This window comes from Streptomyces sp. CS113, from assembly GCF_002188365.1.
GTDB classification, from domain to species: domain Bacteria; phylum Actinomycetota; class Actinomycetes; order Streptomycetales; family Streptomycetaceae; genus Streptomyces; species Streptomyces tendae.
The window spans coordinates 3,460,747-3,486,718 of the sequence record NZ_KZ195574.1 but is presented as its reverse complement, the minus strand read 5'-3'; the positions used below and the strand labels follow the sequence as shown (position 1 = coordinate 3,486,718).

Annotated in this window: 17 protein-coding genes and 1 riboswitch; of the genes, 11 read left to right on the top strand and 6 right to left on the bottom strand. The window is 73.7% G+C overall.

Translation table 11 applies throughout. From position 1 onward, the window contains the following. Window positions 1-4: 4 nt before the first annotated feature. A riboswitch (cyclic di-AMP (ydaO/yuaA leader) is annotated at window positions 5-187 on the bottom strand. Window positions 188-441: 254 nt separating this feature from the next. Continuing rightward, a complete protein-coding gene (gene pcrA, locus B9W62_RS15075) occupies window positions 442-2,931 on the top strand; it encodes a DNA helicase PcrA (RefSeq protein WP_087807679.1) in 2,490 nt (829 codons plus the stop codon). 113 nt (window positions 2,932-3,044) lie between these two features. Here pcrA and B9W62_RS15070 read toward each other — a convergent pair whose 3' ends face one another. Further along, a complete protein-coding gene (locus tag B9W62_RS15070; protein WP_087807678.1) occupies window positions 3,045-4,637 on the bottom strand; it encodes a peptidoglycan DD-metalloendopeptidase family protein in 1,593 nt (530 codons plus the stop codon). Between the two features lie 196 nt (window positions 4,638-4,833). Next, complete coding sequence (locus tag B9W62_RS15065) at window positions 4,834-5,853, bottom strand: esterase/lipase family protein (RefSeq protein ID WP_087807677.1); 1,020 nt, start codon at window positions 5,851-5,853, stop codon at window positions 4,834-4,836. A 444-nt stretch (window positions 5,854-6,297) separates the two neighbouring features. Between B9W62_RS15065 and B9W62_RS15060 the strand changes: the two genes are divergently transcribed. Further along, entirely contained in the window at window positions 6,298-6,714 is a 417-nt protein-coding gene (locus B9W62_RS15060; protein WP_003974171.1) for a coenzyme B12-dependent isobutyryl CoA mutase small subunit, read from the top strand. Window positions 6,715-6,956: 242 nt separating this feature from the next. Here B9W62_RS15060 and B9W62_RS15055 read toward each other — a convergent pair whose 3' ends face one another. Both B9W62_RS15055 and B9W62_RS15050 read right to left on the bottom strand, forming a co-directional pair. Further along, complete coding sequence (locus B9W62_RS15055; protein WP_087807676.1) at window positions 6,957-8,888, bottom strand: DUF5691 domain-containing protein; 1,932 nt, start codon at window positions 8,886-8,888, stop codon at window positions 6,957-6,959. Window positions 8,889-8,923: 35 nt separating this feature from the next. Beyond that, window positions 8,924-9,958: a hypothetical protein gene (locus tag B9W62_RS15050; RefSeq protein WP_256976364.1), complete on the bottom strand. Its 1,035-nt coding sequence runs from the start codon at window positions 9,956-9,958 to the stop codon at window positions 8,924-8,926. Between the two features lie 184 nt (window positions 9,959-10,142). On the opposite strand from B9W62_RS15050, the gene B9W62_RS15045 reads away from it, so the two are divergent. The 6 genes from B9W62_RS15045 (at window position 10,143) to sucD (ending at window position 19,217) form a co-directional block, all read left to right on the top strand. Continuing rightward, window positions 10,143-11,252, top strand: coding sequence for an ATP-binding protein (locus tag B9W62_RS15045; protein WP_087807674.1), 1,110 nt, complete (start codon window positions 10,143-10,145; stop codon window positions 11,250-11,252). Window positions 11,253-11,387: 135 nt separating this feature from the next. Continuing rightward, a complete protein-coding gene (locus B9W62_RS15040) occupies window positions 11,388-13,874 on the top strand; it encodes a DUF5682 family protein (RefSeq protein WP_087807673.1) in 2,487 nt (828 codons plus the stop codon). A gap of 158 nt (window positions 13,875-14,032) precedes the next feature. Continuing rightward, the gene (locus B9W62_RS15035) at window positions 14,033-15,187 is read left to right on the top strand and encodes a VWA domain-containing protein (RefSeq protein WP_087807672.1); all 1,155 of its coding nucleotides are present in this window, start codon (window positions 14,033-14,035) and stop codon (window positions 15,185-15,187) included. 170 nt (window positions 15,188-15,357) lie between these two features. Next, on the top strand, window positions 15,358-16,335 hold the full coding sequence (locus B9W62_RS15030; RefSeq protein ID WP_087807671.1) for a hypothetical protein: 978 nt from the start codon (window positions 15,358-15,360) through the stop codon (window positions 16,333-16,335). 784 nt (window positions 16,336-17,119) lie between these two features. Next, on the top strand, window positions 17,120-18,304 hold the full coding sequence (gene sucC, locus B9W62_RS15020; protein ID WP_087807670.1) for an ADP-forming succinate--CoA ligase subunit beta: 1,185 nt from the start codon (window positions 17,120-17,122) through the stop codon (window positions 18,302-18,304). Window positions 18,305-18,332: 28 nt separating this feature from the next. Then, window positions 18,333-19,217, top strand: a complete 885-nt coding sequence (gene sucD, locus B9W62_RS15015) for a succinate--CoA ligase subunit alpha (RefSeq protein ID WP_030145560.1) — start codon at window positions 18,333-18,335, stop codon at window positions 19,215-19,217. 100 nt (window positions 19,218-19,317) lie between these two features. Here sucD and B9W62_RS15010 read toward each other — a convergent pair whose 3' ends face one another. After that, complete coding sequence (locus B9W62_RS15010) at window positions 19,318-20,493, bottom strand: helix-turn-helix domain-containing protein (protein WP_179235495.1); 1,176 nt, start codon at window positions 20,491-20,493, stop codon at window positions 19,318-19,320. A gap of 96 nt (window positions 20,494-20,589) precedes the next feature. Between B9W62_RS15010 and B9W62_RS15005 the strand changes: the two genes are divergently transcribed. Continuing rightward, a complete protein-coding gene (locus tag B9W62_RS15005; protein WP_087807669.1) occupies window positions 20,590-22,299 on the top strand; it encodes a cell division protein PerM in 1,710 nt (569 codons plus the stop codon). Between the two features lie 250 nt (window positions 22,300-22,549). Here B9W62_RS15005 and B9W62_RS15000 read toward each other — a convergent pair whose 3' ends face one another. Further along, complete coding sequence (locus B9W62_RS15000) at window positions 22,550-23,350, bottom strand: hypothetical protein (protein ID WP_087807668.1); 801 nt, start codon at window positions 23,348-23,350, stop codon at window positions 22,550-22,552. Window positions 23,351-23,644: 294 nt separating this feature from the next. Here B9W62_RS15000 and purN point away from each other — a divergent pair, with 294 nt between their 5' ends. Both purN and purH read left to right on the top strand, forming a co-directional pair. After that, a complete protein-coding gene (purN, locus tag B9W62_RS14995; RefSeq protein ID WP_087807667.1) occupies window positions 23,645-24,292 on the top strand; it encodes a phosphoribosylglycinamide formyltransferase in 648 nt (215 codons plus the stop codon). Beyond that, on the top strand, window positions 24,289-25,860 hold the full coding sequence (purH, locus tag B9W62_RS14990) for a bifunctional phosphoribosylaminoimidazolecarboxamide formyltransferase/IMP cyclohydrolase (protein WP_087807666.1): 1,572 nt from the start codon (window positions 24,289-24,291) through the stop codon (window positions 25,858-25,860). The genes purN and purH overlap by 4 nt, the downstream gene beginning before the upstream one ends. Window positions 25,861-25,972: the final 112 nt, after the last annotated feature.

The following is a 25,972-nucleotide window of genomic DNA, read 5'->3' as shown; positions in this document are numbered from 1 at the left end:
AGGCGACTCCTTCCAGTGCTCCGCCTACCGGGTTAGCTGTCGGGTTCGGGCGGTGTGATGCGGAAGGGTTGCCCTACGGCGAGTCCGTCCCTCACGGAGGGCGGTGTCGCCGATTCACCCCAAAGTTCTCGGTTGGGTCCCCGGCTCCGGCTGCCGTGCGGCGTACCGGACTCGGCGGAGGCCGCGCGGCCCGGCGAGGTTCGCCGGAGGGGGTCGAGCGGCCTGCCCCGCACCGTAGCCAACTCGTGTGGCCGCTGTGAAGGTTGGTGGGTGATATGCCCGATACATTTTCGTGACCTTCTGTTCGGGTGCCTCCGGGGCGGTCATGGGCGTCACTCTTCGTGGTTCCGCTGGTCGCAGGGCGTGTCCGCGCCCGGGAGCGGTGGGCATTTTCCGGGGTGGCACCGGGTTGTCGGTGGGGCGCCCTAGACTCGGAGAGCGATGAGCAGCCTCTTTGACGACAGCTTCCTGGCGAGCCTCCAGACCCCCCGGGGTCACGAGGAGGAACCCCCGCCGCCGCCCGAGGACGAGCACGGACCGGAGCCGGTGCCGCACGATCTGTTCGGCGGGAAGTTCGACGCGCCTCCGGAGCGGGAGACCCACTACCGGGACGGCGCCCCGCGCCCCGCCCTGGACGCCGCCGCGCTCCTGGAGGGGCTGAACGAGTACCAGCGGGCCGCCGTCGTCCACTCCGGCTCCCCGCTGCTCATCGTGGCCGGTGCCGGTTCCGGCAAGACCCGCGTCCTCACCCACCGCATCGCCCACCTGCTGGCCGAGCGGAGCGTCCACCCCGGGCAGATCCTCGCGATCACCTTCACCAACAAGGCCGCGGGCGAGATGAAGGAGCGCGTGGAGCAGCTCGTCGGCCCGCGCGCCAACGCGATGTGGGTGATGACCTTCCACAGCGCGTGCGTGCGCATCCTGCGCCGCGAGTCGAAGAGGCTCGGCTTCACCTCGTCGTTCTCGATCTACGACGCCGCCGACTCCAAGCGGCTCATGGCGCTGGTCTGCCGCGACCTCGACCTGGACCCGAAGAAGTTCCCGCCGAAGTCCTTCAGCGCCAAGATCTCGAACCTGAAGAACGAGCTGATCGACGAGGAGGACTTCGCCGCGCAGGCTGCCGACGGCTTCGAGAAGACCCTCGCCCAGGCGTACGCGATGTACCAGTCGCGGCTGCGCGAGGCCAACGCCCTCGACTTCGACGACCTGATCATGACCACGGTCAATCTGCTGCGCGCCTTCCCGGACGTCGCCGAGCACTACCGCCGCCGCTTCCGGCACGTCCTGGTCGACGAGTACCAGGACACCAACCACGCCCAGTACGCCCTGGTGCGCGAGCTGGTCGGCGTGCCCTCGGAGCACCCCGTCGACGTGCCGCCGGAGGCCGAGGTGCCGCCCGCCGAGCTGTGCGTGGTGGGCGACGCCGACCAGTCGATCTACGCCTTCCGCGGCGCCACCATCCGCAACATCCTCCAGTTCGAGGAGGACTACCCGGACGCGACGACGATCCTGCTCGAGCAGAACTACCGCTCCACGCAGACCATCCTCAGCGCCGCCAACGCCGTCATCGAGCGCAACGAGTCCCGCCGCCCGAAGAACCTGTGGACCAACCAGGGCAGCGGCGCGCAGATCACCGGGTACGTCGCCGACACCGAGCACGACGAGGCGCAGTTCGTCGCCGACGAGATAGACCGCCTCACCGACGCGGGCGAGGCCAAGGCCGGAGACGTCGCGGTCTTCTACCGGACCAACGCGCAGTCCCGTGTCTTCGAAGAGGTCTTCATCCGCACCGGCCTGCCCTACAAGGTCGTCGGCGGCGTCCGCTTCTACGAGCGCAAGGAGGTCCGGGACGTCCTGGCCTACCTGCGGGTGCTGGCCAACCCGGAGGACTCGGTGCCGCTGCGCCGCATCCTCAACGTCCCCAAGCGCGGCATCGGCGACCGTGCCGAGGCGATGATCGACGCGCTCTCCCAGCGCGAGAAGATCAGCTTCCCGCAGGCGCTCAGGCGCGTCGACGAGGCGTACGGCATGGCCGCGCGCTCCGCGAACGCCGTCAAGCGGTTCAACACGCTCATGGAGGACCTCCGTACGATCGTCGAGTCCGGCGCCGGACCGGCGACCGTCCTGGAGGCGATCCTCGAACGCACCGGGTACCTCGCGGAGTTGCAGGCCTCCACCGACCCGCAGGACGAGACCCGCATCGAGAACCTCCAGGAACTCGCGGCCGTCGCCCTGGAGTTCGAGCAGGAGCAGGCCGAGGGCGAGGAGTCGGGGACCCTGGCCGACTTCCTGGAGAAGGTCGCGCTCGTCGCGGACTCCGACCAGATCCCGGACGAGGAGGACGGCGACGGCGTCGTCACCCTGATGACCCTGCACACCGCCAAGGGCCTGGAGTTCCCGGTCGTCTTCCTCACCGGCATGGAGGACGGCGTCTTCCCGCACATGCGCGCCCTCGGCCAGGCCAAGGAGCTGGAGGAGGAACGGCGCCTCGCCTACGTCGGCATCACGCGCGCCCGTGAGCGCCTCTACCTGACCCGGTCGACGCTGCGCAGCGCCTGGGGCCAGCCGTCGTACAACCCGCCCTCGCGGTTCCTGGAGGAGATCCCGGCCCCGCACCTGGAGTGGAAGCGGACCGGGGCGAACGGTCCCGCGCCCTCCGCGCCGGTCTCGGGCGTGGCGGCGTCGCTGTCGTCGTCGCGTTCCCGCTCGTCGGCGTCGGGCGCGTCCGGCTTCGCCACCCGCAGGTCGGCCGGCGCCGAGCAGCCGACGGTCTCGCTGGCGGTCGGCGACCGCGTCACGCACGACCAGTTCGGACTCGGCACGGTCGTCGGGGTCAAGGGCACCGGGTCCAACGCCGAGGCGACGATCGACTTCGGGGACACCAAGCCGAAGCGGCTGCTGCTGCGGTACGCGCCGGTGGAGAAGCTCTGAGGGGCGGTTCGACGCCACGCGGCACGGTCCCGGACGGTCGTCCGGGACCGGTCCGGGACCGGCCCGGGACCGGCTCGGGGACGGGCCCGGCGATCTGCTGAGACGTTACGGCGTCACGTCGGGTTGAGGCCGTGGCTGCGCAGCCACGGGAGCGGGTCGATCGACGAGCCGCCCGCGGGGCGCACCTCGAAGTGCAGGTGCGGGCCGGTGGAGTTGCCCGAGTCGCCGGAGTACGCGATCGCGTCGCCGGCCTTCACGGTGGTGCCGGAGGGAACCTGGTAGCTGGAGAGGTGGCAGTACCACGTCTCCGTGCCGTCCTTCGCGGTCACGATCATCATGTTGCCGTACGCGCTGTTGAACTGCGTCCGCACGGTACCGTCGGTCGCCGCCATCACCGTCGTTCCCTGGAGCACGGGGAAGTCGATACCGGTGTGCGAGGACATCCAGTTGATGCCGGCCTGCCCGTAGTACGCGCTGAGGCCGTGCTGCTTCACCGGGAGCGCGAACTTGGGGCGCAGCCGCTCCTTGCGGGCCGCTTCCTGCGCCGCCCGCTTCTTCTCGGCGGCCTGCTCGGCCTTGAGGTCGATGCGCTCCTGCGTCCGGCTGGCCCGGTCGGCGAAGTCGTCCGCTCCGGCGGCCAGGCTGGTGAGCTGGGTGTCCAGCTTGTTGTTGGCGGCGGACGGCTTCACCGGCGCGGCCTTCGCGTTGCCGGGGTCCGGCGCGGATGCCGCGGTGTCCGCACCCTCGTCGCCGGTCAGGCTGCCGACGGACGCGGCCGCGATACCGGCGACGCTCATCACGCAGGCCGACGGCACGGCGATGGTCAGCAGCGCGGAGCGCTTGGCGGGCTGGCGGCGACGGGAACGCGCTCCGGCGCGCGAGCCGGTGCGGGCAGCCGGGACCCGGGCGGCCGGCGTGACCTCCTCCTGGTCGTCCAGCAGGGCGGTCACGGTGGGGAGTTCGCCGGTGGCGGCCAACTCGCCGTCGTACGGGCCGGGCTCGGTGCCGTGGTCGACGGGCGCGGCGTCGTCCGGTGCGGGGTGCTCGGCCGGGCGGGCCGAATCCTCGAGCGCGTCGGTGGCCGCGGGGCCCGCGTTCCACTGCGTGGCGTCGTAGGCGCCGGTGTCCACGGGGCCGCCCGCGAACGCGCCGGTGTGGAAGGTGCCAGTCGCGAAGGTGCTCGTCTCGTGGGCGCCGGTGTCGAAGGTCTGCGTGTCCCAGGTCCACTGCTGGGTCGCGTCGGCTGGAGCGCCGGACAGGTCCGGGTGGCTCCAGGCGCCGGTGTCCCACTGCCCGGTGGCCTCGGTGCCCGCGCCGTGCGGCGGTGCGGCCTCGTGCTGCTGGTACCCGGACGTCCACGTCGTCGTGTCGTAGGCGCCGGTGTCGTAGGCGGCGTGGTGCTGGGCCGCGTACGCGTCGTAGTGCAGGGCCTGCTCGCCGCCGGTGGACCACTGGGTGGCGTCGTACGAACCGGTCGCCTCGTGGGTGCCGGTGTAGTGGCCCGGCATGCTGCCGAAGAGGGGGTCCGCGTCGAAGGCCGAGGTGTCGGCGGTGCCGGTGGAAAAACCGGTGGTGGTGTAGTCGCCGAACGTGGTGAGGTCGCCGTACTGGGCCTCCCCCGTGCCGTACGACACGTACTGCGCCGAAGCGGCGTCGGAAGCCGGAGCCGGGGTGGTACTTGTCCCCGACGGGTGACGGTCGTTCACCAACTTCTCTTTCGCCTCGACAACAGGGGCTGCCAGAGCAGTGCGGCGACTGTACCCGGCGGTATACGGGCACGACAATCTTCGTCAGGTTTCGCGTGCGAAGGAAACGGGCAATCGGCCGTGATTTGGGGGACGGCGGGCACGAGTTTGGCTTTGTGTTCGAGAGTTGTTCGAGTCCGAACGGGTTGCTCCGGGCTCAGGCGACGGTCAACCCGCCGGAGTGTTTGCCCGTGTCTGTGCTCGTTTCCCCATCTGTCTCCGGTCCGGCCGTGTCGAGTGCCTGCCGTATCCCGGTGGCCACGGTGGGGTGCACGGGCAGCGCGAGATGGCCGATGCCGCTCACCCGTACGTTCTGCACGCTCAGGTCGGGGTGGTCCAGACAGGCCGTCTCCAGCGGGTCCATCACCCGGTCCAGGTCGCTCCAGAAGCTGACGAACCGCGTACGGCAGCCGGGCGCCGGGCGGGTCAGCTCCTCGATCACCGCCGACCCGGGGCGCATCTGGCGCACGATCGGGTGGGCGTTCGCCAGCGGTACCACCTTGGTACCGGCGTGCGGGGTGCCTAGCGTCACCAGGGTGCGGACGCGGAGGTCTCCGCCGAGACGCTGCACGTAGTAGCGCGCGATCAGCCCGCCGAGGCTGTGCCCGACGACGTCGACCCGCTCGCTGCCCGTCCGCTCGCAGATCTCCTCGACGTGCCGGCCGAGCAGCTCGGCCGCCGTGCGGATGTCGCAGGTCAGGGGGGAGTAGTTCAGCGACTCGATCTCGTGCCTGCCGTGCTGGGCCAGGCTGCGGCGCAGCAGCAGGAAGACCGAGCGGTTGTCGATGAAGCCGTGCAGCAGCACGACCGGCGGGCTCACCGGAGCCGGGAGCCGGGGGAGCGGCGGGGACGGCTGCGGATCCCGGTCCCGGGCGTCCCGGGCGTCCTGGTCGTCCCGGTCGTCCCGGTCGTTCGTCGGGCGCAGGGCCTGGACCGGGTGTCGCTCCTGGATGATCCCCGACGGGTAGAGGAGGAGGTGCCCGGCGAGGATCGCGGCCTCCAGGGCGCTTGCCTTCAGGAGGGTCAGCGAGAGACCGGTCAGTCGGCCCGGCAGGCCCGCCAGGTCCGGCAGTCCGGGGACCGAGGGGAGGCCGGAAAGTCCGGGGAGACCCGGAAGTCCGGGCAGGAGACGCTGGAAGAGCGGGAGAAGGGGCAGTGCTGCCGTGGTGACCTTCATGGGCCGTCCTCCTGTCGGCACGCGCAGGGACGCCTCTGTCCCCCGTGTGCCCTCGTGGAGCGCCGTGACACCAGGGATTGGTGCTGTGTGCGAGGTTTATGCCTACCCGTGTGTCGGCATGCCGTATCAGAGTCCTGTGGGCCGTATGCGGCCTGTGGTGTCGGTGAAACGGCGGTGGGGCTCGGCTCGCTGCCGACCCGTACTGCCCCGCTGCGGCTCTCCGTGCGCGTAGTGCCGCCGCGCCCTGGAGCGGTGCGCGGCGAACATGTCCCACCGTGTGATTTCCCCCTCTGTATCCACCGCGAAACTGCCGGTTGCGGGATGCTGGCGATAACGTTCGTTCACTTCCCCCGGACACTGTGGTGCGGGGTTCGCGCGCCGCGAGGACGTGGAGTGTGCGGTACTTGTCGTACGGATGGATGTAGTCGCTTCATGGAGGCAGTGATGGGTGTGGCAGCCGGTCCGATCCGCGTGGTGGTGGCCAAGCCGGGGCTCGACGGCCACGATCGCGGGGCCAAGGTGATCGCGCGGGCCCTGCGCGACGCCGGTATGGAGGTCATCTACACGGGGCTCCACCAGACGCCCGAGCAGATCGTCGACACCGCGATCCAGGAGGACGCCGACGCGATCGGGCTGTCCATCCTCTCCGGTGCGCACAACACGCTCTTCGCCGCCGTGATCGAGCTGCTCCGGGAGCGGGACGCCGCGGACATCCTGGTCTTCGGCGGCGGGATCATCCCCGAGGCGGACATCGCCCCGCTGAAGGAGAAGGGCGTCGCGGAGATCTTCACGCCAGGCGCGACCACGGCGTCCATCGTGGACTGGGTCCGGGCGAACGTGCGGGAGCCCGCGGGGGCCTAGGCGGGACCGTCCGTCCCGGCCCAGGGCAGGGACTGTCAGTCCGGTTCTGTCCGCCCGGTTCTGTCCGTCAGACCCGTCCGTGAGGCGCGTCCGTGAGGCCGGTTCGTCGGGCCTGGCCGCCGACCGGTTCGCCGGTACGAGGCCCGCGCGGGCGTCCGCCGGGCGCGCCTCGGACCGCCGTGAGCGCGGGCTGCGGGCAACGGGACGGTGTCTCACGGAGCGGTGCCTTGCGGTGCGGTGCCTCACGGAGCGGTGCCTTGCGGGGCGGTGCCGCACGAGCCCGCCCGGAGTTCCTCGGCCATCGCCGCCCGCAGACGCAACGTCGTGACGAGCCGCTGGAACGCCTCCGCCCAATACCCCCCGGCCCCCGGCGACGCGTCCTCCGGCTCGTCGGGTATCGCCAGCAGGCCGTCGAGGCGGCCCGCCTCCGAGGGATCGAGGCAGCGTTCGGCCAGACCCATGACGCCGCTGAAGCTCCACGGGTAGCTCCCGGCGTCCCGGGCGATGTTGAGCGCGTCGACCACCGCCCGGCCGAGCGGCGTGGCCCACGGCACGCCGCACATGCCGAGCAGCTGGAACGCCTCGGACAGCCCGTGCGTCGAGATGAACCCGGCGACCCACTCGGCGCGTTCGCCGGCGCCCAGTGTGCCGAGCAGCTTGGCCCGCTCGGCCAGGGACACCGCGCCCGGACCGCCCGCCTCGGGCGCCGTGGGCGCGCCCAGCAGCGCTCTCGCCCACACGCCGTCGCGCTGGCGCACCGCCGCGCGGCACCACGCGGCGTGCAGCTCGCCCTGCCAGCCGTCCGACACCGGCAGGGCGACGATCTCCTCGGCCGTACGGCCCCCGAGCCGGGCCGGCCAGGTGGCCAGCGGGGCGGCCTCCACCAACTGGCCGAACCACCACGACCTTTCCCCGCGCCCGGCGGGCGGCTTGGCCACCACGCCGTCCCGCTCCATGCTCGCGTCGCACTCGTGCGGTGCCTCGACGGCGATCCCCGGCGGGGTGCGGGTGCGGTCGAGCGACACGCATGTCGCGGCCCGCGCCGCCATCCGTGCGGCCAGCGCCGACTGCGGCAGCGCCGACAGCAACTCCGCCGCCGTGGCCCGTACGTTGCGGCTGCGATCGGCCAACGCCTGCTCCAGGAAAGGCTCGTCCGCCGCCTCCAGTCCCGTCCGCAGCGAGTCGAGGAACATCAGCCGGTCCTCGGCCCGTTCCGTCGCCCAGGTCGACGCCAGCAGCTCGCGTGCGCCGACGGCATCGCGGGCGCGCAGGGACGCCAGGAGAGCGACCCGTTCGGCGAACAGGCCCTCCGCCCAGAGCTTCCGCGCCCGCTCCGAGGCACCGGAGCCCGGCGGTGCGGCCCCGCCGCCGGGCGTCGCGCGCAGGGCGAACCGCCAGTCCGGGTTCAACCCGGCCAGCCACAGGGCCCGCGGCCCCGCGAACTTCAGCGCCGCCGGCCGCAGGTCCGTACGTCCCCGCGCCGCGTCCAGCAGCGCCGGAAGCGCTTGGGGCGGGGCCGCGAAACCGCGGGCGTTCGCCGTCGCCAGCCACTGGGGCAGCAACTCCATCAGATCGGGCGCGCTGCCCCTGCGGCCGCCGCCCGCCGTCCCGGGGCGGTCGGTGAGCAGCGTCGCGAGCCGACGGGCGGCCGCCTCCGGCAGCGCCGGGCGGGGGTCCTCGGGCGCGGGCTCGGGGCGACGGGCCGCGCGGGCCGGTCGCAGACCCGCGCGACGGCGTACGGTCTCCGCCGCGGCCGCGTCCAGCAACGCGGCCGCTGCCCCCGGCCCGCGCTCCCCGCCCGGCGGCGTACGCCGGTCCGTGCCCAGCAGCGCCGAGGTGACCAGCTCCTCCCAGACACCGGGTCCGCGAGCCGACGCGTGCGCGGAGGAGACCGCGGGCGGGCGGCCCGACGCGGGCCGGGCGGTGACCTCCGCCGCGGGATCCGGCCGTGCGCCGGTCCCCGCGCCCGCGACGGAGTCGGCTCCGGGCGGGGAGCCGGCGGTGTCCGCGTCGGTCGCGGGCTCGGTGCCGGCCCCGGGGCCGGTGCTCGCGCGGGGCTGGGCGGGGGCTGGGGTCGCGTCAGGCGTGGGGGAGCCGGTGGGGGCAACGGACGGCCACGGCACGGTGGTCGGTGTCGGTACGGACGGGTCCGTGGGAGCGGGCGTCCTGGTCATGTCGTTCCCCTCCGGTTCCAATCCCGTGGGACGGGTCAGCACAGCGGCACCGCCGTACCCGGTCCGGCCGGCCAGGCCGTCAGCGGCGCGAAGCCGCGGTGCCCGCACTCGCCGAAGACCGTGACGGGCGCACCGCCCGACAGCGCGACCAGCCGCCATAGCCCCGGTTGGCCGCCAGTCGTCCGGGAGAGCGGCAGCGCCGTGTCCCCGTCGGCGTCCGCCAACTGCCAGCCGTCGCCGTCCGGTACGGGGACGACGCGATCCAGGACCACCGGCACCGAGTCGAGCCACGGATCGTCACGGAGGGCCTCGCCGTACCGGACGGCCGCCCGCGACGTCGTCATCCCCCTCGGACGGGTCCGGGCCGGCTCGGGCGGCGCGAATCTCCGGCCGAGGGCCACTCGCTGCCGGCCCGCGTCCGGATACGCGGAGACCTCCGCCTCCAGGGCCAGCCCCACCGGCAGCGCCAGCTCCGGTGACCGGCCCGCGGCGCCGTAGGAGAGGAGCAGCACCGTGCGATCCGTCTGCGCGCCGTACAACCAGACGCGACGGGTCGTCAGCCGGGCGTCCGCGGTGTCGTACTGGGCGAGGACCAGCCAGTGGTCCCGCACCGGCGGGCCGTCCGCGGACGTGGTCAGACCCACGCGTGAACGGACCGTCGCCGCCAGGCCGTCCGGCAGCCGCTCGCGGTGCAGCCACCCCCGGTCCAGCAGATGAAGCAGGGCACACTCCTCCAGCAGCCGCACCGGCCAGCCGGGACCCGAGGAGGGGATGGCGCCCAACTCCCGCACCCGCGAGGCCAGACCGGGCGCCTGGGCGTCGACCATGCGGGCCGCCGTCTCCTCCCACGGCCCGCCTCCCGTCTGCTCGGCGCCGGCCAGACCGGCGCGCAGGAGGTCCGCGAGCCGCTGCTCCAGCTCCGTGGCGCCCGCGGTGATCCGCTCGGCCCGCCGCTCCGCCCGGCGCCGTGCCGCCTCCGGGTCGCCGGACGCGGGGGCGGACGGACCCGCGGTCCCCTCCACCGCGGGCTCGCGCCCGCCCTCGCCGCCCGGCTCTCGCAAAGCCCTCACACCGTCCCCCTCGTCGCCGACTCCCCACCCCGGCCCGCCCCGTGCCGAGCCATGCCATCGAAGGTAGATCCCCCCACTGACAATGACCTCAGCCACGACATTTCCGCAGGTCAGAGCGATTGTCAGTGGCGTGGTGCACCGTGGATGACAGTTCGGACCGGCCTAGCTGGAGGGGGAAGCAGCCATGCCCGCATTCGGAGAACAGACGTCGGCGGCCGACGTGTTGCGGCCGCACGCCGAGGACGCGTTCGCGGCCGAACTGGCCGCGCTGGCCGCACGGGACGACCACCCGCGCCCGGCCCGCTGGAAGCTGTCGCCGTGGGCCGTCGCCACCTACCTGCTCGGCGGCACCCTGTCCGACGGCACGGTGATCACCCCGAAGTACGTGGGCCCGCGCCGCATCGTCGAGGTCGCCGTCACCACGCTCGCCACCGACCGCGCCCTGCTCCTGCTCGGCGTGCCCGGCACCGCGAAGACCTGGGTGTCCGAGCACCTCGCCGCCGCCGTCAGCGGCGACTCGACCCTGCTCGTGCAGGGGACGGCAGGCACCCCCGAGGAAGCGATCCGCTACGGCTGGAACTACGCGCGGCTCCTCGCCCACGGCCCCAGCCGGGACGCCCTGGTGCCCAGCCCGGTCATGCGGGCGATGACGGAGGGCACGACCGTCCGCGTGGAGGAGCTGACCCGCATCCCGGCCGACGTGCAGGACACGCTGATCACGATCCTGTCGGAGAAGACCCTGCCGATACCGGAGCTGGGCCAGGAGGTGCAGGCGGTGCGCGGCTTCAACCTGATCGCCACCGCCAACGACCGCGACCGCGGGGTCAACGACCTGTCCAGCGCCCTGCGCCGCCGCTTCAACACGGTCGTGCTGCCGCTGCCGGCCAGCGCCGAGGCCGAGGTCGACATCGTCACGCGCCGCGTCGACCAGATCGGCCGCTCCCTCGACCTGCCGCCGGCGCCCGACGGCACCGACGAGATCCGACGCGTCGTCACCGTCTTCCGCGAGCTGCGGGACGGGCTGACGAGCGACGGCCGTACGAAGGTCAAGTCGCCCAGCGGCACGCTGTCCACGGCCGAGGCCATCTCGGTCGTCACCGGGGGCCTCGCGCTGTCCGCCCACTTCGGCGACGGGGTGCTGCGGCCCGGCGACGTCGCCGCGGGCGTCCTCGGCGCGGTGGTCCGCGACCCGGGTACCGACCGGGTCGTCTGGCAGGAGTACCTGGAGACCGTCGTGCGCGAGCGGGACGGCTGGCAGGACTTCTACCGGGCCTGCCGGGAGGTGACCGCGTGAACGGCACGGGGATGCGGACGAGTCGGGGACGGGCGGGCGCGGCGGTGGCCGGTACGGCGGTGACCGGCGCGGCGGTGGCCGGTGCGACGGGCGACGACGGGGACTCGAGCTGGACCCGCAGGCGAGGAGGACGGTGTGACGGGCACTGACCGGGCCGGGAGCGGCGGATCCGGCGGGCCGGGCGGCGGTGCCCGGGAGCCCGGTGGCCGGACGGTCCTGCTCGGCGTACGCCACCACGGGCCGGGGTCGGCCCGGGCGGTGCGGGCCGCGCTGGACGCGGTGCGGCCGGGGATCGTGCTGGTCGAAGGGCCGCCCGAGGCCGATGCCCTGATCCCGCTGGCCGCCGACGAGGACATGCGGCCGCCGGTCGCGCTCCTCGCCCACGCCGTGGACGAGCCCGGCCGGTCGGCGTTCTGGCCGCTGGCCGAGTTCTCTCCGGAGTGGGTGGCCCTCCGCTGGGCCCTGGAGCACGACGTCCCGGCCCGCTTCATCGACCTCCCGGCCACCCACACGCTGGCGTGGCGGGCTGCGGAGGACCAGGCGGAGGACCACGTGGACGGCCGGGCGGCCGGCCCTGACCCCGGAGACCGGCCGGGCACCGCGTCCCCCGACGTGCGCGGTGATCCGCTCGCCGCCCTCGCCGCGGCCGCCGGACACGACGACCCCGAGCGCTGGTGGGAGGACGTGATCGAGCACCGGGGCCCGGGAGAGGGGGATGTGCTCGCTCCGTTCAGGGCGGTGGAGGAGGCCATGACGGCGCTGCGCGAGACCGAGGGGGAGAGCCGGGGCGACGGCGAAGAGGGAGAAGGGGACGACGGCGACGAGGGAGAAGGGGAGGGTGGCGAGCGGGGTGCCGTGGACGCGCGGGACCTCGTGCGCGAGGCCCACATGCGGCTCCAGGTCCGGGCGGCGCGACGGGAGTTCGCCCAGGGGGTGGCCGTGGTCTGCGGGGCGTGGCACGTGCCCGCACTGCGGCGTCCGGCCACCGTCGCCGCCGACCGGGCCCTGCTGAAGGGGCTGCCCAGGGCGAAGGTGGAGATGACCTGGGTGCCCTGGACCCATCGCAGACTGTCCCGCGCGGGTGGCTACGGGGCGGGCATCGAGTCACCGGGCTGGTACGCGCATCTGTTCGCGGCGGCCGACCGGCCCGTCGAGCGGTGGCTGACCAAGGTGGCGGGACTGCTCCGGGACGAGGACAGGATCGTCTCCCCGGCACACGTCATCGAGGCGGCGCGGCTGGCCGAGACGCTCGCGGTGATCCGGGGACGCCCGCTGCCCGGGCTGGGCGAGACGACGGACGCCGTGCGGGCGGTGATGTGCGACGGCTCGGACGTGCCGCTGGCGCTGGTGCACGACCGTCTGGTGGTCGGCGACGTGCTGGGGGAGGTGCCGCCGGGGGCGCCCGCGGTGCCGTTGCAGCGGGACCTGACCCGTGTCCAGCGGCAGCTGCGGCTCAACCCCGAGCCGGCCGAACGGGAGCTGGAACTGGACCTGCGCAGGGAAACCGACGCCGGGCGCAGCAGACTGCTGCACCGGCTGCGGCTGCTCGGTGTCGGCTGGGGCGAGCCGGTCGCCTCACGCAGCACGGGCACCTTCCGGGAGACGTGGCGGCTGCGGTGGGAGCCGGAGTTGTCGGTGCGGGTCGCCGAGGCCGGGGTGTGGGGCACGACCGTGCGGTCCGCCGCGACCGCCAGGGCTGAGGCGGACGCCGTCACCGCACCTGACCTCGCCGGGCTCACCGCCCTCGCCGAACGCTGCCTGCTGGCCGAACTGCCGGACACGCTCGCGCCGGTGATGCGGATACTCGCCGACCGGGCCGCGCTCGACACGGACGTCGGCCACCTCGCCCAGGCGCTGCCCGCCCTCGTCCGCTCGTTGCGCTACGGCGATGTGCGCGGCACGGACACCGGCGCGCTGGCCGAGGTCGCCGCGGGGCTCGCCGAGCGCGTCTTCGTCGGCCTGCCCGCGGCCTGCGCCGCCCTGGACGCCGACGCGGCCGAGGAGATGCGCCGCCACGTGGACGCCGTGCACACGGCGGTGAGCCTGCTCGGCGACGCCCTCGCGCCGGGCCGCAGCGACCTGGGGTCCCGCTGGCGGGCCGTGCTGCGGGCCCTCTCCGCGCGGGACACCGTGCCGGGCTCCGTGCGCGGGCGTGCCGTACGGCTCCTGCTGGACGACGGCGAGCTGGCACCGGAGGAGGCGGCGCGGCTCATGGGCCTGGTGCTGTCCCCGGGGACGCCCCCGGCGGACGCGGCGGCCTGGATCGAGGGCTTCGTCGGCGCCGGCTCGGGCGGCGGCATGCTCCTGCTGCACGACGACCGGCTGCTGGCCCTGGTCGACTCCTGGCTGACCGGCGTACCGGCCGACGCGTTCACGGACGTACTGCCCCTGCTGCGCCGTACGTTCTCCGCCTTCGAGCCGGGCGTGCGCCGCAGCCTCGGCGAGCTGGTCGGACGCGGACCGGCGGCACGGGGGAGCGTGACCCGGGCCGGTTCCGGCATACCCGGCTTCGCGACCGGCCTCGACACCGAGCGGGCCGACGCGGTGCTGCCGGTCGTCCGGCTGCTGCTGGGCCGGGACCCGGCGCCGGACGACGACGACCTGGTGGGGGCGGACACATGACTGAACGTACGACCGGACACGCGACCGGACGTACGGCCGGACACGCGACCGAACGCAAGACTGGACACGCGACCGGGCACGCGACTGGACGCGTTAGCGGACTCGCGGCGGGAGACCTGGCCGGGCCCGTCACGGGACGGGAGTCGGCGACCGGGGCGGTGGTCGCCGACGCGGCAGCGGAGCGGTTGCGACGGTGGCGCCTCGTACTAGGCGGCGACCCGGCCGACGGCACCGGCCACGCGCTCGCCGGACGGGACGCCGCGATGGACGGGGCGCTCACCGCCCTCTATGGAAAGGGGGACGCCCCGCGGGCGAGCCGGGACCGTGCGGCGGGGCTCGGGGCGTCCGCACCGGCCGTGGCACGCTGGCTGGGGGACATCCGGACCTACTTCCCCTCCTCCGTCGTGCAGGTCATGCAGCGGGACGCGATCGACCGGCTCGGGATCGCCACCCTCCTGCTGGAGCCGGAGATGCTCGAGGCGGTGGAGCCCGACGTGCACCTCGTCGGCACCCTGCTCTCCCTGAACAAGGCGATGCCGGAAACGACGAAGGAGACGGCGCGGGCCGTCGTGCGCAAGGTCGTCGAGGACCTGGAGAAGCGACTCGCCACCCGCACCCGCGCCGCCCTGACCGGCGCGCTGGACCGCAGCGCCCGCACCGGCCGCCCCCGCCACCACGACATCGACTGGAACCGCACGATCGCGGCCAACCTCAAGCACTACCTGCCGGAGCACCGCACGGTCGTGCCGGAGCGGCTCGTCGGTTACGCGCGGGCGTCGCGTTCGGTGAAGAAGGAGGTCGTCCTCTGCGTCGACCAGTCGGGGTCGATGGCGGCGTCCGTCGTGTACGCGTCCGTGTTCGGCGCGGTGCTGGCGTCCATGCGCTCGCTGGAGACCCGGCTCGTCGTCTTCGACACGGCGGTCGCCGACCTCACCGACCAGCTCGACGACCCGGTCGACGTGCTCTTCGGCACCCGGCTCGGCGGCGGTACGGACATCAACCGCGCGCTGGCGTACTGCCAGTCGCGGATCACCCGGCCCGCGGAGACGGTGGTCGTGCTGATCAGCGACCTGTACGAGGGAGGCATCCGCGACGAGATGCTCAAGCGGGTCGCGGCGATGCAGACGGCCGGGGTGCGCTTCGTGACGCTGCTGGCCCTGTCCGACGAGGGGACGCCCGCCTACGACCGGGAACACGCGGCGGCCCTCGCGGCGCTCGGCGCACCGGCCTTCGCCTGCACGCCCGACCTCTTCCCGGAGGTGATGGCGGCGGCGATCGAGAGGAGACCCCTGCCGATTCCGGACGCCGGATGACGAGGTGTCGATCCGAGGCGCCCCGATTCCCGCGGGCAAAACGGATATGACGGGCCATCGGCATGACCGGGCTTGCGCAACCTCTGGATCCCCGTGCGAGTATCGCGCGGCGTGTCGATGCGTTGTTCGACGCGCGGCCCGTTCCGCCGCACGGGAGGAACCTTCCCCTCTTGATCTGGTCAGCAGCCCTGCCCGGTGCCGCTCTGCGCGTCCTGCGCACGGCGGCCGGGCGGCGTGCGCTGCACGTGGCGCTGCTGGTGGGCGGGTTGTGCGTACTCGGGCTGCTCTGCGGAGGGCGGGCCCATGCGGCGGACGAGGAGCCGGGGAACCTGAAGGACGCGGTCGGCCGGGTCCTCGACGTCTCCGCGCAGACACGGAGCCGCCCGTCGGCCGGGGGATCCGCCCGGGCCGCCGAAGCGGTGCCGGGGCCGGGCTCCGGCGCGTTGCTTCCGGACCTCCGTCCCGTCACCGAGAACCTCGTCCGGACCGTGGACGACCAGGTCGTACGACCGGCCGGTGACGCGGTGGCGACGGTGGTGACGGCGGCCGAGGGAGCAGCCGGGCTCCCGGGCCCGTCCGGCCCGACGGATCCGTCGGGCCCGGTCGACGTGCCGGACCTCATCGATGTGCCGGACCTCATCGACCTGTCGGGCCTGAGCGACGTGCCGGACCCGGGCGGTCGGAGCGAGTCTTCCGGTGGCGCACGGCCGGCCGTTCCGGATCCGCCGGCCGATCCCGCGCCGACGGTGACGGACACCTCCCGTTCCGCGGACCCGTCCGATGTCGCCGATGCCTCCGATGCCGCTAACACCCCGGTCGCCGGGGGAGCCGGAACGCCGGCAGGCGTCGTCGGGTACGGGCCGGAGTCCGGCGTCGGAGCGGCGCCGGACGCGCACCCTCGCACGCACCGGGCAGCCGGGTCCGAGCACACCGAGTACGCCCCCACCCACCCCGCGCCCCACGGCGACCCCGACGGCACGCTCGGCACCGCGTCCGGTGCCGACCAGGGCACGCCGCGCCACGGGGACACCCGCGCGGTGGCCCCGCAGTACCGGTTCACGTTCCGGCTCGTCCCCGGCGCCGCCGAGCGGTCCGACACGGCCGGGGTCCGCGAGCCGTACCGGGACATCCCGGTCTCCCCTGCCTAGAACGGGGCGGCGCCTCCGCCGCGTCCCTGTCGCGCACCCGCCCTTCCGTACGTCCGTTCCGGATGCCGCGTCCGCCGTCTCCGCCCCGTACCCCGTGTACGCCCTGCACCCCGAGTCCGCAGGTACCGCGCGGATCGCCCGAGACGACTCCTCACAGTCCGGGCGTCCCGTCCCAGCGCGCCGATCACCCGGCCCGAGGCCCGAGACCCGAGGCCCGAGGCCCCGCGGACGGCGTACCGGGCGCGGCGCACGGGACCGGGCGCGGGCACTGGCACCTCAGGGCACCTCAGGGCCCGTTTCCGCGGCAGGCGGGCAGGCGGACACAGACCCCGCGGGGCGGCAGGCCCCGGACGGCCGAAAGCCGTCGGCCTCCGTCCGGCCGAAACCCCGCGGTCCGGGCCGGACGATCCCCATTGGGGTGGGGATCGTCCGGCCCGCACCCCGGCGGACCCGCACCCGTGCGGCCGCCGGGGAGCCCACGGGCCTCACCGGGTCATACCCCAGCCCGGTGAGGCCCTTCACCGGGTCTCGGGACCCTCCGTGTCCGGCTCACACACGGCACCGCGTGCCAGTGAGTACGGCATCATGTGACAGGCATCACCGCTCAGGTGTGACCCACGATTTAGAGACCCTCCGCAAGCGGCGATAACCTGCGAGACGGACATGCCGCGCGCTCGGACACCGTGTGCGCCCCCCTTGTGACTCACAGCGGACGTCACGTTGCCCTTCGCGGCACGCCCACGCATCCAACGAACCGCGAGATCACTGATAGGGACGGAAGCGCGTGGACCTGTTCGAGTACCAGGCGAGGGACCTCTTCGCCAAGCACGATGTACCGGTGCTGGCCGGTGAAGTCATCGACACGCCTGAGGCGGCGCGCGAGATCACCGAGCGTCTGGGCGGCAAGTCCGTCGTCAAGGCCCAGGTGAAGGTCGGTGGCCGCGGCAAGGCCGGTGGCGTGAAGCTGGCCGCCTCGGCGGACGAGGCCGTCGCCCGCGCGACGGACATCCTCGGGATGGACATCAAGGGCCACACGGTCCACAAGGTGATGATCGCCGAGACCGCCCCCGAGATCGTCGAGGAGTACTACGTCTCCTTCCTCCTCGACCGTGCCAACCGCACCTTCCTCTCCATCGCCTCCGTCGAGGGCGGCATGGAGATCGAGGAGGTGGCGGCCACCCGTCCGGAGGCCGTCGCCAAGACCCCGATCGACGCGATCGACGGCGTGACGCCGGAGAAGGCGCGCGAGATCGTCGAGGCCGCGAAGTTCCCGGCCGAGGTCGCCGACCAGGTCGCCGACATCCTGGTCAAGCTGTGGGACACCTTCATCAAGGAGGACGCCCTCCTGGTCGAGGTCAACCCGCTGGCCAAGGTCGTCTCCGGGGACGTCATCGCCCTCGACGGCAAGGTGTCGCTGGACGACAACGCCGAGTTCCGTCACCCCGACTTCGAGGCCCTCCACGACAAGGCCGCGGCCAACCCGCTCGAGGCCGCCGCCAAGGAGAAGAACCTCAACTACGTCAAGCTCGACGGCGAGGTCGGCATCATCGGCAACGGCGCGGGTCTCGTCATGAGCACCCTGGACGTCGTCGCCTACGCCGGTGAGGCGCACGGCAACGTCAAGCCCGCCAACTTCCTGGACATCGGTGGCGGCGCCTCCGCCCAGGTCATGGCGAACGGCCTGGAGATCATCCTCGGCGACCCGGACGTCCGCTCCGTGTTCGTCAACGTCTTCGGCGGCATCACCGCCTGCGACGAGGTCGCCAACGGCATCGTCCAGGCGCTGAAGCTCCTGGAGGACCGCGGCGAGAAGGTCGAGAAGCCGCTCGTCGTCCGTCTCGACGGCAACAACGCCGAGCTGGGCCGCAAGATCCTCACCGACGCCAACCACCCGCTGGTCCAGCGCGTCGACACCATGGACGGCGCGGCCGACAAGGCCGCCGAGCTGGCTCACGCCGCCGCCAAGTAAGCACTCAGGACGAGGACACCAACACACCATGGCTATCTGGCTCAACAAGGACAGCAAGGTCATCGTCCAGGGCATGACCGGCGCCACCGGCATGAAGCACACCAAGCTCATGCTGGGTGACGGCACCGAGGTCGTGGGCGGCGTGAACCCGCGCAAGGCGGGCACCACCGTGGACTTCGACGGCACCGAGGTACCGGTCTTCGGCACCGTCAAGGAGGCCATCGAGAAGACCGGCGCCAACGTCTCCGTCATCTTCGTGCCGGAGAAGTTCACCAAGGACGCCGTCGTCGAGGCCATCGACGCCGAGATCCCGCTGGCCGTCGTCATCACCGAGGGCATCGCCGTGCACGACTCGGCCGCCTTCTGGTCGTACGCCGGCAAGAAGGGCAACAAGACCCGGATCATCGGCCCGAACTGCCCCGGCATCATCACCCCCGGCCAGTCCAACGTCGGCATCATCCCGGGCGACATCACCAAGCCGGGCCGCATCGGCCTGGTCTCGAAGTCCGGCACGCTGACGTACCAGATGATGTACGAGCTGCGCGACATCGGCTTCTCGACCGCCGTCGGCATCGGTGGCGACCCGATCATCGGCACCACGCACATCGACGCGCTCGCCGCGTTCGAGGCCGACCCCGAGACCGACCTGATCGTCATGATCGGCGAGATCGGCGGCGACGCCGAGGAGCGTGCGGCCGAGTACATCTCGAAGAACGTGACGAAGCCGGTCGTCGGCTACGTCGCGGGCTTCACCGCGCCCGAGGGCAAGACCATGGGCCACGCCGGCGCCATCGTCTCCGGTTCGTCCGGCACCGCCCAGGCGAAGAAGGAGGCCCTGGAGGCCGCCGGCGTCAAGGTCGGCAAGACGCCGACCGAGACGGCGAAGCTCGCCCGCGCCATCCTGGCCGGCTGACACCGCCTCGCGCGCAGGCCGAGCGCCTGTGCCGCACCGAGTGGCCCGCCCTCTGTCCACAGGGGTCGGGCCACTCGGCGTCTCCGTGCGCCCAGCCACGTCATTCGAGCCTCGGGCTCAGCCGCTCCGGCCCGTCCTGCAACTGGTCCCGCAGCTTCTGCCGCAGCTCCAGCTCCTCGTCCGACAGCGCGCCCGGGGCCACCCGCTGGGGCACGCCGCGCACCGCCTGGCCGGGGGAGACGGGCGGTTCGTAGTGCGTGGGCGCGGTGCGCACGGTCAGGGCCGTCGTCCCGATGAGGGCGACCGTGAACGCGATCGCGGCCCGGGTCCAGAACCGCGCCCGCCGTTCGCCGCCCCTGCGCACGGTCGGCGGTTCGGCCGCCCGTAGCCGCTCGTTCGACGCCAGCTCGGCCAGCCTCCGGTGCAGCACCTGCGGGTCGGCCAGTGCGGGCAGCCGTCCTGCGACGGCCTCGCGGGCACGCAGCAGCCGGTTCGCCGTCGCCGGGGTGCTCGCCTCCGTCTCCGCCGCCGTCTCGGGCAGGTCCAGGCCCACACCGTCGTACAGCACGAGCGTGCGGCGGTGCCGCGGGGGGAGCCTGAGCAGGGTGTTCAGCAGGGTACGGTCTCCGGGGTCGGCGGGCGGCGGCTCCGGATGCCGGTGGCGCGGGCGCAGTCGCTGCCAGGGCGAGAGCGCGTACTCGTACGCCGTCGCCCGCACCCAGCCCACCGGGTCCCGGTCGCGGGCCACCTCGGGCCAGCGCTCCCAGGCGGCCTGGAAGGCCCGCTCCACCGACTCGCGCGCCTGCTCGCGCCGGCCGGTCAGCAGGAAGGTCTGCCGTACGAGGGCGGGGGCGCTGAACGCGTAGAGCGCGTCGAAGGCCTGAGCGGGCGTCAGCGCGACGGGCTCGGGCTTCGGCTCCGGTTCCGGTTCCGGCTTCAGCTCCGGTTCTCGTAGCCCTTCCTGATCCTGTTTCTGCGCCTGTGCCTGCGCCTGCTTCTGCTCCCGTTCTTGATTCCGTTTCGCCTGTTCTTCCTGCTTTTCCTGCTCCTGCCGCGCCTGCCGTGCCGTCTCTTCCTCGGCCAGCGTCTTCAGCAGCTTCGCGTACGCCTCCCGCTTCCGGCCTCGCGGAGTCGTGCGGCCGCTCTCCCACGCACGGACCGTCCCGGGGGTGACGCCCACCCGGTCCGCGAGCTGAGTCTGTGTCAGAGCGGCGGTCTCACGCAGGCGTCGGCGGGCCTTGGGAGGGGGGAGCGGGGTCGCGGGGCTGCGTGTCACAAGGCACCCCTTCGTACGAAAAAGTACATAAGCATATATTGAGCGACACAACGGGGCTTCGCCCGTTACACCGGGAAAGCGCGTGTCGTTGGGAGCATGGCGGGCGTGATCCAGACGACCGCTCGACCCGCCCCGCTCTCCCTGTTGCGCGCTCGCTGGCGCGACCGGTCGCCCGGGCTGGCCGCCGGACTCCTCGGCGGAGTGGTCGCGGCGGTGCTGGGGCTCGCGGCGTGCGCCGCGCTCGTGACGCTGCTGTGGATCAGTTCGCCGTACCCCGACAGCGGGCCCGGGGGCACCCTCCACGTCGCCGCCGCGCTGTGGGTGCTGGCCCACGGTGCGGAACTGGTGCGCGCCGACACGCTCTCCGGCACCCCCGCTCCCGTCGGCGTCACCCCGTTGCTGTTCCTCCTGCTGCCGGTGTGGCTGCTGCACCGCGCCGCCCGGGACGCCACGGACCCCGGGGACGGTGTGGGCGTGGCCGTGGGGTCGGCTCCCAAGGCGGGGGCCGGGGGACGCCCCGCGTGGCTGGCGGGAGTCCCGGACGCCGGGCCGCCGCCCGTCTCCGCACGCGTGGCCTGGACCGGGGTCGTCCTCGGCTACCTCGCCGTCGCCGGGCCCGTCGTGCTGTACGCGCAGGGCGGCGCGCTGCGCCCCTCGGCGTGGTGGGCGGCGGTGTGTCTGCCGCTGGTCGCCATGGGAGCGGCGGGCGCCGGTGTGTGGACGGCGTTCGGCCGGCCGGGCGGGCCCGTGGGACGGGCCCTGCGGGTGCTGCCGCGGAAGCTGCGGGAGCTGATGGTGGAGCCGGACGCGCGCCTGGGCGCCGCGACGCGCGCCGCGGGCGCCGGTGCGGCGGTACTGGTCGGCGGCGGCGCGCTGCTCCTCGCGGTGTCGCTCGTATGGCACTCGGCCGCCGCGGGGGAGGCGTTCCTGCGGCTGACGGAGGGGTGGTCGGGGAGGTTCGCCGTCCTGCTGCTCTGTCTGGCGCTGGTGCCGAACGCGGCGGTGTGGGCGGCGGTGTACGCCCTCGGTCCCGGTTTCGTCCTGGGGGCCGGGCATGTCGTGGCGCCGACCGCCTCCGCACCCGCCGCGCTGCTGCCGCCGTTCCCGCTGCTGGCGGCGGTGCCGGACGCGGGGCCCGGTACGCCGCTGCACTGGGCGGCCGGGGCGGTGCCGCTGGTGGCGGGGGTGGTGGTGGGGTGGTTCACGGCGCGGGCGGCCTGTGCGGATGTGCCGGACGGGCCGGACGTGCTGGCCGCACCGGACGTGCCGGACGTGCCGGGGGCCGGCCCCGTCGCCGGGGGGTGGTCGTGGCGGCGGACCGCTGCCGCCGCCGTCGTGGCCGCCGTTCTGTGCGCGGTGCTCGTCGCCCTGCTGGCCGCGTTCGCCGGCGGGCCGCTGGGCAGCGCCGCGCTCGCCCGGTTCGGGCCGGTCTGGTGGCAGGCCGGGGCCGCGACGCTGGTGTGGATCGGGATGGTGGCGGTCCCGGTGGCCGTGACGGCGCGGGCGTGGCGGGGTCGGAGCGCTCCCGTGCGGGAGACGGTGGTGGAGGCGTCCGGGGCCGGGGAAGCGGCCGGGGACGAGGAGTCGGCCGACGGAGGTGGGCGTCGGCGGTGGTGGGCGCGGGTCCCGGTGCCGTCCCTGGGGCGGGGGCGGGAGGCGAAGGACGCCGGGGCCGGGGCCGGGGCGGGGGTGGATGTGGACGCGGACGCGGTGCCGTTCGGGTTGTACGACGGTGACGGTGGGGGCGCGTACGACCTGCTGCCGGCCGACGGGCCCGGGCAGTCGTCGCCTCGCGGTGGGGAGTGACGTCGGTGCCGACCGGGCCTTTTCGCCCCCGCCGCCCCTTCCCGTTCCCGTCCCTGGGGGCTGCCGCCCCCAGACCCCCGCTTCGGCCCTGGACGGGCCTCGTCCTCAAGCGCCGGACGGGCTGAGAGGCACGTCCGGCCGTTCCCGTCCCTGGGGGCTGGCGCCCCCAGACCCCCGCTTCGGCCCTGGACGGGCCTCGTCCTCAAGCGCCGGACGGGCTGAGAGGCGCGTCCGGTGGCGAGAGGGGAGCTCAGTCCTCCGTGCCCAGCAGGGGGCGCAGTTGCTCCGGCAGGTGGCGCTCGCAGGACTGTTCCGCCGCGTTGGTCAGGGCGTCCTCGCGGCAGGTGTAGTAGTCGCTGTAGATCAACTGGGCGCCGAAGGACGCGGCGACCAGGACGATGGCCAGGGACGACGTGACCAGGCCGCTGATCGCGGCGGTGCGTTGCGGGCGGCCCGTCTGCTGCTCGGGCGGGGCCGGTGTGTCCGGGTCGGAGGAGGCGGTGCGGGGCTTGGCGCGCAGCGCGCTGATGCCCCAGTACAGGGCCAGGGCGCCGAGCAGCAGGGCCACGTAAGGCCAGGTGAAGAGGGCGAAGAACAGGGCCCACATGCCGCTCAGCAGGGCGTAGCGGGCGCGCCGCTGGGCGGGGTCCGTCGGGTCCCAGCGGGGGCCGGGACCGCCGCTCGGGCTCTCGGGGCCACCGGAACCGCCGGGTCGCTCGCCGAAGCCGCCGGGGGACCGGCCGGGCTGCCGGTCGCTCCACCGGCCGCCCCACGGGGAACGGCCGCCCTCGCCCTGGGAGCCGGACGCGTCCTGGGAATCGCCGTCGCCCGACGGGTGCCGCGGCTGCCAGGGGCGGTCCGGCGTGCCCTCGGGGGGCGGTGCGAAGGGGTTGTCCTGGTCGGAGGAGCCGTCCTGCCCGCCGCCGCTCCTCCGGTCCGAGGGCGTGTCGGGCGGTGACGAGGGGCGCTCCCGCAGCAACACGGTGCTGCGCTCCCCTGGCTGCGCCGACTGCTGGGGGAGCGTGAGCAGTCGCAGGCTGCGGTCCGGCATCAACTGAGCGTCTTCCCCTTGGCGACGATGAACGGGCGGCTGGTGGAACGGGCGAGCTGGTGGAACGGGCGAACGAGTCGGTACGTCTGGTGAACGCCCGACACGCAGGCCGCGTTCCCGCACCGGCTCCACGCAGACGCTACCTTCCGGCCACGCCCCCGTCCCGAGGGGGCCGTCCGGTGTGCCGGTATCCTTGCTGACGGTCGGCCGCTTCGTAGACTTCCCCGTATCCCGGGTCGCGAAGCATTCGTACGACCGTACAAAGAGATCGCTTTCCCGAGAAAGGCCCCCACCGTGGCCGCCAAGCCCGTGGACCGGCGAGCCAAGCGCCTCGTCGTGCTGGTCTCCGGATCCGGCACCAACCTCCAGGCACTCCTCGACGAGATCGCCGCCGCCGGCGCCGGCGCCTACGGGGCCGAGATCGTGGCCGTCGGCGCCGACCGCGACGGCATCGAAGGGCTCGCCCGCGCCGAGCGTGCCGGGGTGGCGACCTTCGTACGGAAGGTCAAGGACTACGGGACCCGTGCGGAGTGGGACGCGGCGCTCGCCGAGGCCGTCGCGGCCCACGAGCCGGACCTCGTCGTCTCGGCCGGGTTCATGAAGATCGTGGGGAAGGAGTTCCTCGCGCGGTTCGGCGGGCGGTTCGTCAACACCCACCCCGCCCTCCTCCCCAGCTTCCCGGGGGCCCACGGTGTGCGGGACGCGCTCGCGTACGGCGCCAGGGTCACGGGCTGCACCGTCCACTTCGTCGACGACGGCGTCGACACCGGGCCGATCATCGCGCAGGGCGTGGTGGAGGTCCGGGACGAGGACTACGAAGACGAAGGTGCCGCTCTGCACGAGCGCATCAAGGAAGTCGAGCGAAGGCTGCTCGTCGATGTCGTGGGGCGGCTCGCCCGCAACGGCTATCGCATTGAGGGACGAAAGGTAGTTATCCAGTGACCGCCACCGCCGGAAGCAACAAGCGGGCCATCCGTCGCGCACTCGTCAGCGTCTACGACAAGACCGGGCTCGAGGAGCTCGCGCGCGGGCTGCACGAGGCCGGCGTCGAGCTGGTCTCCACCGGGTCCACCGCCGGGCGGATCGCCGCCGCCGGTGTCCCCGTCACCAAGGTCGAGGAGCTGACCGGCTTCCCCGAGTGCCTGGACGGCCGGGTCAAGACCCTGCACCCCAAGGTGCACGCCGGCATCCTCGCCGACCTGCGCCTGGAGAGCCACCGTCAGCAGCTCGACGAGCTGGGCGTGGCACCGTTCGACCTGGTCGTGGTCAACCTCTACCCGTTCCGCGAGACCGTCGCCTCGGGCGCCACGGCCGACGAGTGCGTCGAGCAGATCGACATCGGCGGCCCCTCCATGGTGCGCGCCGCCGCCAAGAACCACCCCTCCGTCGCGGTCGTCACCAGCCCGGCCCGGTACGCCGACGTGCTCTCCGCGGTCAAGGACGGCGGCTTCGACCTGGCCGCCCGCAAGCGCCTGGCCGCCGAGGCCTTCCAGCACACCGCCGCGTACGACGTGGCCGTCGCCTCCTGGTTCGCCGCCGAGTACGCCCCCGTCGACGAGTCCGGCTTCCCCGACTTCCTCGGCGCCACCTACGAGCGCGCCCACACCCTGCGCTACGGCGAGAACCCGCACCAGCCCGCCGCGCTCTACACCTCCCCCGAGGGCGGTGGCCTCGCCCAGGCCGAGCAGCTGCACGGCAAGGAGATGTCGTACAACAACTACACGGACACGGACGCCGCCCGCCGTGCCGCGTACGACCACGCCGAGCCCTGCGTCGCGATCATCAAGCACGCCAACCCGTGCGGCATCGCGGTCGGCGCGGACGTCGCCGAGGCGCACCGCAAGGCGCACGACTGCGACCCGGTCTCCGCGTACGGCGGGGTGATCGCGGTCAACCGCCCGGTCTCCAAGGAGATGGCCGAGCAGGTCGCCGAGATCTTCACCGAGGTCATCGTCGCGCCGGACTACGAGGACGGCGCCCTCGAAGCCCTCACCAAGAAGAAGAACATCCGTGTGCTGCGCGCCCCCGAGGCGCCCGCCGCCCCGGTCGAGGTCAAGCCGATCGACGGCGGCGCCCTCCTCCAGGTCACCGACCGCCTCCAGGCCGAGGGCGACGACCCGGCCACCTGGACCCTCGCGACCGGCGAGGCGCTGTCCGAGGCGGAGCTGGCCGAGCTGTCCTTCGCCTGGAAGGCGTGCCGGGCCGTCAAGTCCAACGCCATCCTCCTCGCCAAGGACGGCGCCTCGGTCGGCGTCGGCATGGGCCAGGTCAACCGGGTCGACTCCGCGAAGCTCGCGGTGGAGCGGGCCGGAGCCGAGCGCGCGCAGGGGGCGTACGCCGCCTCCGACGCGTTCTTCCCCTTCCCGGACGGCCTGGAGATCCTCACCGGGGCCGGCGTGAAGGCCGTGGTCCAGCCCGGCGGTTCGGTCCGCGACGAACTGGTCGTCGAGGCCGCGAAGAAGGCCGGCGTGACGATGTACTTCACCGGGACGAGGCACTTCTTCCACTGAGCGGTACACGCGGGGCCGCCCGCCGGTAGCACCCGCCACCGCTGCTGAGCCGCCCCGCTGCCACGCCCACCCCGCGGCCCGTCCTCCCTCAGGGAGAGGACGGGCCGCGGCG

Excerpts from the sequence above, each read along its gene's own strand:
- B9W62_RS15005 (WP_087807669.1), top strand. The coding sequence starts at position 20,590 with ATGGCGGGCGTGATCCAGACGACCGCTCGACCCGCCCCGCTCTCCCTG.
- B9W62_RS15055 (WP_087807676.1), bottom strand. The coding sequence starts at position 8,888 with ATGACCAGGACGCCCGCTCCCACGGACCCGTCCGTACCGACACCGACC.
- B9W62_RS15000 (WP_087807668.1), bottom strand. The coding sequence starts at position 23,350 with ATGCCGGACCGCAGCCTGCGACTGCTCACGCTCCCCCAGCAGTCGGCG.
- B9W62_RS15060 (WP_003974171.1), top strand. The coding sequence starts at position 6,298 with ATGGGTGTGGCAGCCGGTCCGATCCGCGTGGTGGTGGCCAAGCCGGGG.
- sucD (WP_030145560.1), top strand. The coding sequence starts at position 18,333 with ATGGCTATCTGGCTCAACAAGGACAGCAAGGTCATCGTCCAGGGCATG.
- B9W62_RS15065 (WP_087807677.1), bottom strand. The coding sequence starts at position 5,853 with ATGAAGGTCACCACGGCAGCACTGCCCCTTCTCCCGCTCTTCCAGCGT.
- B9W62_RS15045 (WP_087807674.1), top strand. The coding sequence starts at position 10,143 with ATGCCCGCATTCGGAGAACAGACGTCGGCGGCCGACGTGTTGCGGCCG.
- pcrA (WP_087807679.1), top strand. The coding sequence starts at position 442 with ATGAGCAGCCTCTTTGACGACAGCTTCCTGGCGAGCCTCCAGACCCCC.